Annotated in this window: 8 protein-coding genes; 4 read left to right on the top strand and 4 right to left on the bottom strand. The window is 73.1% G+C overall.

The annotated features are described in order from the left end of the window. Positions 1-369: class I SAM-dependent methyltransferase (locus tag AC1DY2_RS13445; protein ID WP_476762891.1), on the bottom strand; the 369-nt coding region annotated here is incomplete at its 3' end. A 154-nt stretch (positions 370-523) separates the two neighbouring features. Between AC1DY2_RS13445 and AC1DY2_RS13440 the strand changes: the two genes are divergently transcribed. Beyond that, on the top strand, positions 524-2,416 hold the full coding sequence (locus AC1DY2_RS13440; protein WP_476762890.1) for an anthranilate synthase family protein: 1,893 nt from the start codon (positions 524-526) through the stop codon (positions 2,414-2,416). Between the two features lie 90 nt (positions 2,417-2,506). Beyond that, entirely contained in the window at positions 2,507-3,133 is a 627-nt protein-coding gene (locus AC1DY2_RS13435; RefSeq protein ID WP_476762889.1) for a hypothetical protein, read from the top strand. Positions 3,134-3,199: 66 nt separating this feature from the next. On the opposite strand, the gene AC1DY2_RS13430 is transcribed toward AC1DY2_RS13435, so the two are convergent. Continuing rightward, a complete protein-coding gene (locus tag AC1DY2_RS13430; protein ID WP_476762888.1) occupies positions 3,200-3,787 on the bottom strand; it encodes a GNAT family N-acetyltransferase in 588 nt (195 codons plus the stop codon). Between the two features lie 55 nt (positions 3,788-3,842). After that, positions 3,843-4,703 carry an Fpg/Nei family DNA glycosylase gene (locus tag AC1DY2_RS13425; protein WP_476762887.1) on the bottom strand — a complete coding sequence of 287 codons (861 nt, stop codon included), beginning with the start codon at positions 4,701-4,703 and terminating at the stop codon, positions 3,843-3,845. Between the two features lie 68 nt (positions 4,704-4,771). On the opposite strand from AC1DY2_RS13425, the gene AC1DY2_RS13420 reads away from it, so the two are divergent. Further along, positions 4,772-5,320, top strand: a complete 549-nt coding sequence (locus AC1DY2_RS13420; protein WP_476762886.1) for a GNAT family N-acetyltransferase — start codon at positions 4,772-4,774, stop codon at positions 5,318-5,320. Positions 5,321-5,345: 25 nt separating this feature from the next. Continuing rightward, positions 5,346-6,059, top strand: coding sequence for a hypothetical protein (locus AC1DY2_RS13415; protein WP_476762885.1), 714 nt, complete (start codon positions 5,346-5,348; stop codon positions 6,057-6,059). On the opposite strand, the gene AC1DY2_RS13410 is transcribed toward AC1DY2_RS13415, so the two are convergent. Beyond that, positions 6,037-6,227, bottom strand: a 191-nt coding sequence (locus AC1DY2_RS13410) for a hypothetical protein (protein WP_476762884.1), incomplete at its 5' end; no start/stop codon positions are given. The genes AC1DY2_RS13415 and AC1DY2_RS13410 overlap by 23 nt on opposite strands.

The raw sequence follows: 6,227 nt of genomic DNA, 5'->3' as shown, positions 1-6,227 counted from the left end.
GTCGACGACCACCGGCGTGCGCCCGTGCTCGTGCACCGCCAGCGCGAGGCGGGCGGCCTCCCCCGCGAGCACCTCCGTACGCCGCCGCGGCACGAACACGCCGGGCTCGAGGAGGACGCGGCGGCCGGCGAACTCGGCCCAGCCGAGCAGCTGCTCGAGCGGCTCCCCCGCCACCCGGCGGGCGACGAGGCGCTCGAGCTCGGCCGGGGCATCGGGTCGTCCGCCGACGGCCTCGGTGAGCAGGGCGGCCTCGTCCTCGGCGAAGACGCACCCCGCCGCGCGCAGTCGGGCCACGAGGGCGGGGTCCGGTTCTGCAGGCACCACCGCATCGTACTGTCGTCGCCGATCAGGTGCGCCGAGCGGCGGCATGACCTAGAGTGCTCGACATGACCGCGTCGATCCGCACCTGGTGGCCCGCCTCCTAGGCGGACTCCCTGCGTTTCGACGTACGACGACCGCCCGAGGGCGGTCGTTTCGCGTGTGCAGCGGGATGCTCCGGCCGAGGGCCCGACCGGAGACCGACATGACTCGCCTGCTTTCCTCGCTCCTCGCCGCGTCCGCCGCTGAGGCGCCTCCCTTCGCCGTCATCCGGCGGGAGCACGAACCGACCCTCGACGTGCTCGTCGGCGAGGTCGTCGACGTGCATCGCCTCGTCGACATCCCGCTCGGCGACGCGGAGGTGCTGGCGCTCGTGCCCTTCCGCCAGGTGCGCGAACGCGGGTACGCCGCCCACGACGACGACACGTTGATCCGATGCCTCGTCGTGCGGGAACGGGAGGCGGTCGCCGTCGACGAGGCCATCGAGCTGCTGCCGCGGCATCCGGTGGTCGTCGCCGACCTGGCGGTCGACGTGAGCGACGACGACTACGCCGAGGTGGTGCGCCGCGTCATCGACGACGAGATCGGGCGCGGCGAGGGCGCGAACTTCGTCATCCGGCGCGACTTCACCGGGTCGACGGATGCCGCGCCGGCGACCGCGGTGCTCGGCTGGCTTCGGCAGCTCCTGGAGCACGAGCGCGGCGCCTACTGGACCTTCGCGATCAGCACGCCCGGACTCGCGGCGGCGGGCGCGACGCCCGAGCGCCATGTGTCGTCGATCGACGGGCTCGTCTCGATGAATCCCATCAGCGGCACGTTCCGGCACGCCGGCGACGGCACCGCCGACGGCGGTCCCGACGACGACGCCCTCCTCGCCTTCCTCGACGACGTCAAGGAGCGCGAGGAGCTCGTGATGGTCGTCGACGAGGAACTCAAGATGATGAGCGCGGTGTGCCCCGACGGCGGCCGCATCCGCGGTCCCTTCCTGAAGCGGATGTCGCGCCTCACCCACACCGAGTACCTGCTCGAGGGGMGCTCGACGCTCGACCCCCGAGAGGTGCTGCGGCTCACGATGTTCGCCCCGACCGTCACCGGTTCGCCGATGGGCAACGCCTGCGCGGTCATCGCCCGCCACGAGCCGACGCCCCGCGGCTACTACGGCGGCGTGCTCGCCCGCTTCACCCCGCGCCGCGGCGGCCACGACCTCGACGCGCCCATCCTCATCCGCACCGCGTACCTCGACGGGACGGGCCGGGTCCGCGTGCCCGTGGGGGCGACGCTCGTGCGGCACTCCGATCCCGCCGGCGAGGTCGCCGAGACCCGCGCGAAGGCGGCCGGTGTGCTCACCGCGCTCGGCGCACTGCCTCGCGTGGCCGCACCGAGGCGCACCCTCGACGACGACCGCCTCGGCACGCTGCTCGACGCCCGCAACGACCGGCTCGCCGCCTTCTGGCGGACCCCGCAGGCCCCGGCGCCGACCCGCGCCGCGAGCGCCATCGTCATCGACGCCGGCGACGACTTCACCACGATGCTGGCCCACCAGCTGCGGCACCTGGGGGTGGATGCGCGGGTCGTGCCGTGGCATGAGGCGCCCGCCGAGGCATCCGAGGACCTCGTGGTGTTCGGCCCAGGCCCCGGCGACCCGCGCGACGCCGGCGATCCTCGCCTGCAACGGCTTCGGGCACTCATCTCGGCGCGACTGGCGTCCGGGCGGCCCATGCTGGCGGTGTGCCTGAGCCACCAGGTGCTCGCCGATCTCGCCGGGCTGCCGATCGCGCCGTTGCCGTCACCGCGCCAGGGCGTGCAGCTCGAGGTCGACGTCTTCGGCGAGACGGCCGCGATCGGGTTCTACAACACGTTCGCAGCCCTCGCACCCGCGGGCTCCACGACGCCGCGGCTGGGCCTCGAGGTGGCCTCGGATGCCGCGAGCGGGGTGGTGCACGCCCTCCGTGCGCCGCGCGTGGCCTCCGTGCAAGGGCACCTGGAATCGGTCACCTCACCCGACGGACTCGCCACGCTCGAGCGACTGGTCGAGGGAGTTCTCGCAGGTCAGCCCCGGTTTGCGAATGTCACGGAGGTCGCGCGCGCGGCGGGATGATCCCGCACTCGATGCCGAAGCGCAAGGCATTGCGGACCATCGTCACGATGGATTGGCTGGGGCCGACCCGATTCGAGGAGGCGGTTCCCTGTGGACACCAGCACCATCATCTGGATCATCGTCGGCGTCATCGTCGTCATCGCGATCATCGTGGTCGCGGTGCTGATGACGAGCCGGCGACGGCGTGAAGCCCATCTGGAGGCGGAGCGGAAGAAGGCGGCCGAGCTGCGGCAGAACGCGTACGAGTCGGACGTCGCGCGGCGCGAGCGCGAGGCGGACGCCGCGCGTGCCGACGCTGCCGCCAAGCAGGCGGAGGCGAACGCCATGCAGGCGCAGCTCGAGGCCGAGCGCCTGTCGCGTGAGCGCGAGGCGCACGAGTCGGACGCCCAGCAGCTGCGGACCGAGGCCGAGGAGCGCCTGCGCAAGGCCGACGAGGTCGACCCCGACGTCTCGTCCGACCGGGACGCGACGGCCGCGGACGACCGCCGCGAGCGCGACGGAGCGGCCACGACCGCCCCGGTCGCCGCCGACCGCACGACGGCTGCCGGCACCGACCGCACGACGGTCGCGGCAGACGACCGAACGGCCGTCGCTGCCGATGACGCCGCCGTGCGCGACGATCGGGTCGTCGACGATCGAACGACGACCACCGACGAGCGCACGGCCGCCGCGGACGCCGCCGCTCGCCGGGACACCGAGACCGGTCGTCGCATCTGACGACCAACGCCTGAACGGGCGGGCGGCGGGCCGATCCGCCGGCCGCCCGTTCGCACGCGCGTGGCGTCAGCCCAGTGCGATGACCGCCTGGAGGGTGTCGTCGTCGACGGGCCGGTCGGTGAAGACCAGCCGTTCGAGATGCGTGGTGTCGTCGGCACCCCTCGGCGCATCGCTCGACGCGCCCTGCCAGGCGAGCTCGAGCCCGAGTCGTTCGAGCACGCGCACCGACGCGGGGTTGTTCGCGAGCACGCGGGCGGTCACCGCGGCATCGGGCTGCGCCCGGCGAGCAGCACGCAGCGAGAGCGCCGCCGCCTCGCCCGCGATGCCGTGCCCCCACGCCTCGGGCGCCAGCCGGTAGCCGAGGTTCCAGGCGCCGAACGGCATCATCGACGCGCCCGCCGACCCGACGAACGAGCCCGGACCGAGCGTGCCGACGGGCGCACGGAGCACGACCGCGCAATGCCCGAACCCCGAGGTGCGGACGCTCTGCATCGAGCGCTCGATCGCCTGCGCCGACTGCCCACGACTCGTGTGCCGGCCGGTCGGCAGGTGCTGCCAGGTGCGTGGGTCGCTGTAGACCCGGTGGTAGTCGTCGAGGTGGTCGAGGGTGAGCGGCGTGAGCAGGAGGCGTTCGGTGTGGAGTGCGTCGGTCATCGCGACGAGTCTGGCAGCGGCATCCGACATCACGGCCGGACGCTGCGCAGCCGGGTCACTTGAGCAGGCGGGAGAGCACGCGATCGGCGAGCGGCTTGCCGCCCGTCTGGCAGGTCGGGCAGTACTGGAAGGTCGAGTCCGCGAAGATGACCTCGCGCACGATGTCGCCGCACACGGGGCACGCCTCGCCCGTGCGGCCGTGCACCTGCATGCGGGTGCGCTTGGAGTCCTTGAGCTGCTCGGGAGGCCGCCCCGCCGCGGCCGCGATCGCATCGGAGAGCGTGTCGCGCAGCGCGTGGTAGAGGCGGTCGACCTCGTCGGGCTTCAACTTGGCGGCGAGCGCGTACGGTGACATGCGCGCGTTGTGCAGGATCTCGTCGGAGTAGGCGTTGCCGACCCCGGCGAACACCGACTGGTCGCGCAGCAGCCCCTTGATCTGGGTGCGACGGCCGGCGAGGATGCCCGCGAAGTCGTCGAGCGTGAAGTCGGGCGCCGTCGGATCGGGGCCGAGCCGGGCGATGCCGGGCACCTCGGCCGGGTCGCGAACGACGTAGACCGCCAGCGACTTCTTCGTGCCCGCCTCGGTCAGGTCGAATCCCGCGCCGTCGTCGAGGCGGACGCGCAGCGCGATGGGCGACTTGCCCGGCCGGATGACGGTCTTGGGGAGCTCGTCGTACCACCGCAGCCACCCGGCGCGGGCCAGGTGGAACACGAGGTGCAGGTCGCCCACCGCGAGGTCGACGAACTTGCCGTGCCTGCTCGCGGCCACGATCGTCGCCCCGGTGAGCTGCTGCAGCGGCGGATCGAACGTCTTCAGCGCCGAGATCGCCGCGACGGTCGCCCCGGCGACGGCATGACCCACCGCGCGCTCGCGGAGGAAGCCCACGAGCGCGTCCACCTCGGGAAGCTCAGGCACCAGCCCATCGTCTCACCGACCGGCGACATCGTCACCCGACCGGCGGGCAGGCTTCGTAGGATCGGAGGATGATCCGTCCCGTCCCGATCGCCGACGACGTCGCGCTCCGCCTCCTCGACGCCGGCGATGCGGCCGCCCTCGCCGCCGCGTACGACCGCAACCGGGAGCACCTCACCCCGTGGGAGCCGGTGCGCGACGACGCGTTCTTCACCGAGGAGGGGCAGGCCGCCGACCTCGATGCGCAGCTCGCGAGCGCCGTCGCCGGGGCGTCCCTGCCGCTGGCGCTCGAGGAGCGGTCGACCGGGCGCATCATCGGTCGGTTCACGATCTCGGGGATCATCCGCGGCCCGTTCCAGAGCGCGCACCTCGGGTACTGGGTGGACGGCGCGAGCAACGGCCGGGGGCTCGCCACGTCGGCGGTGCGCGAGGTCCTCCGGGTGTCGCGTGACGAGCTCGGCCTGCACCGGGTGCAGGCGGTGACGCTGCCGCACAACGCCGCCTCGCAGCGCGTGCTCGAGCGCAACGGATTCGAGCGCATCGGATTCGCACCCCGCTACCTGCAGATCGCCGGCCGCTGGCAGGACCACGACCTGTTCCAGGCGATCCTGCACGACTGACGTCCGCAGGCCATACGATCACGCTGTGGACGCTCTCACGGCGCGGCAGGTGCTGCGCATCTCCCCTGATTCCCCACTCACCCCCGAGCTCGTCGAACGCGCCTTCGCGGGCGAGTCCGCGGCGCGGCATCCGTCGCTCTACCCCGATCCCGTGGGGCGCGCGCAGGCCGAGGAATGGGCGACGACCCTGCAGCAGGCCCGCGCGACGCTGCACGCGCAACTGGGAGCCCCGGCCGCCGTCCCGGCCCAGCGGCGGCGACTTCCCGGCTGGGCGATCGCCGCGATCGCGGTGGGCGTCGTCGCGCTGCTCGCGCTGATCACGCTCGGCACGCTCGGCGCGCTGCGACTGGTCGGCGAGGCGGGAGAATCAGCGTCACGCGCGCTCGAGTCCGAGAACGCCGACGACGACGAGCCCGGCGTCGAACGGATGGAGGCCGACGAGACCTACTTCGCGTTCCCCGCGGCGATCGAGTTCTACGCCGATGGCCGGTACCTCGACGAATGCCCGAGCGAGTACGAGCAGGGCTGCTGGCAGGCGGCCCTCTTCACCGAGGCCGACTGCGAGGCCCTGCAAGTGCAGCTCGGCTTCTCGAACGACGCGAGCGCCATCGCGCCCGATTCCACCGAGATCGTGGAGAAGCACGACGTGGCCGCCGGTGACGCGACCGTCGTGGTCTTCGGGCACGACGACTACGGGTACGGCTGGATCAATCAGGTCACCTGCCTCGACGCCGGCTGACGCGCGACGCGGTGGCCGGCGCGGCGTGGTGGCCGGCGCGCCCGGCGGCCCGGCGGGAGTACCCGGTGCGCGACCGGGCGCTCGACGCTAGGGTCGTCGCATGTTCATCGACGACGGCAGCGACATCCGGATGCTCCACCTCGAGCCCGAGGGCGACCTCATCTCGAC

This window comes from Agromyces sp. P1_H4, assembly GCF_056405255.1.
This window is presented reverse-complemented; position numbering and strand designations above follow the sequence as displayed.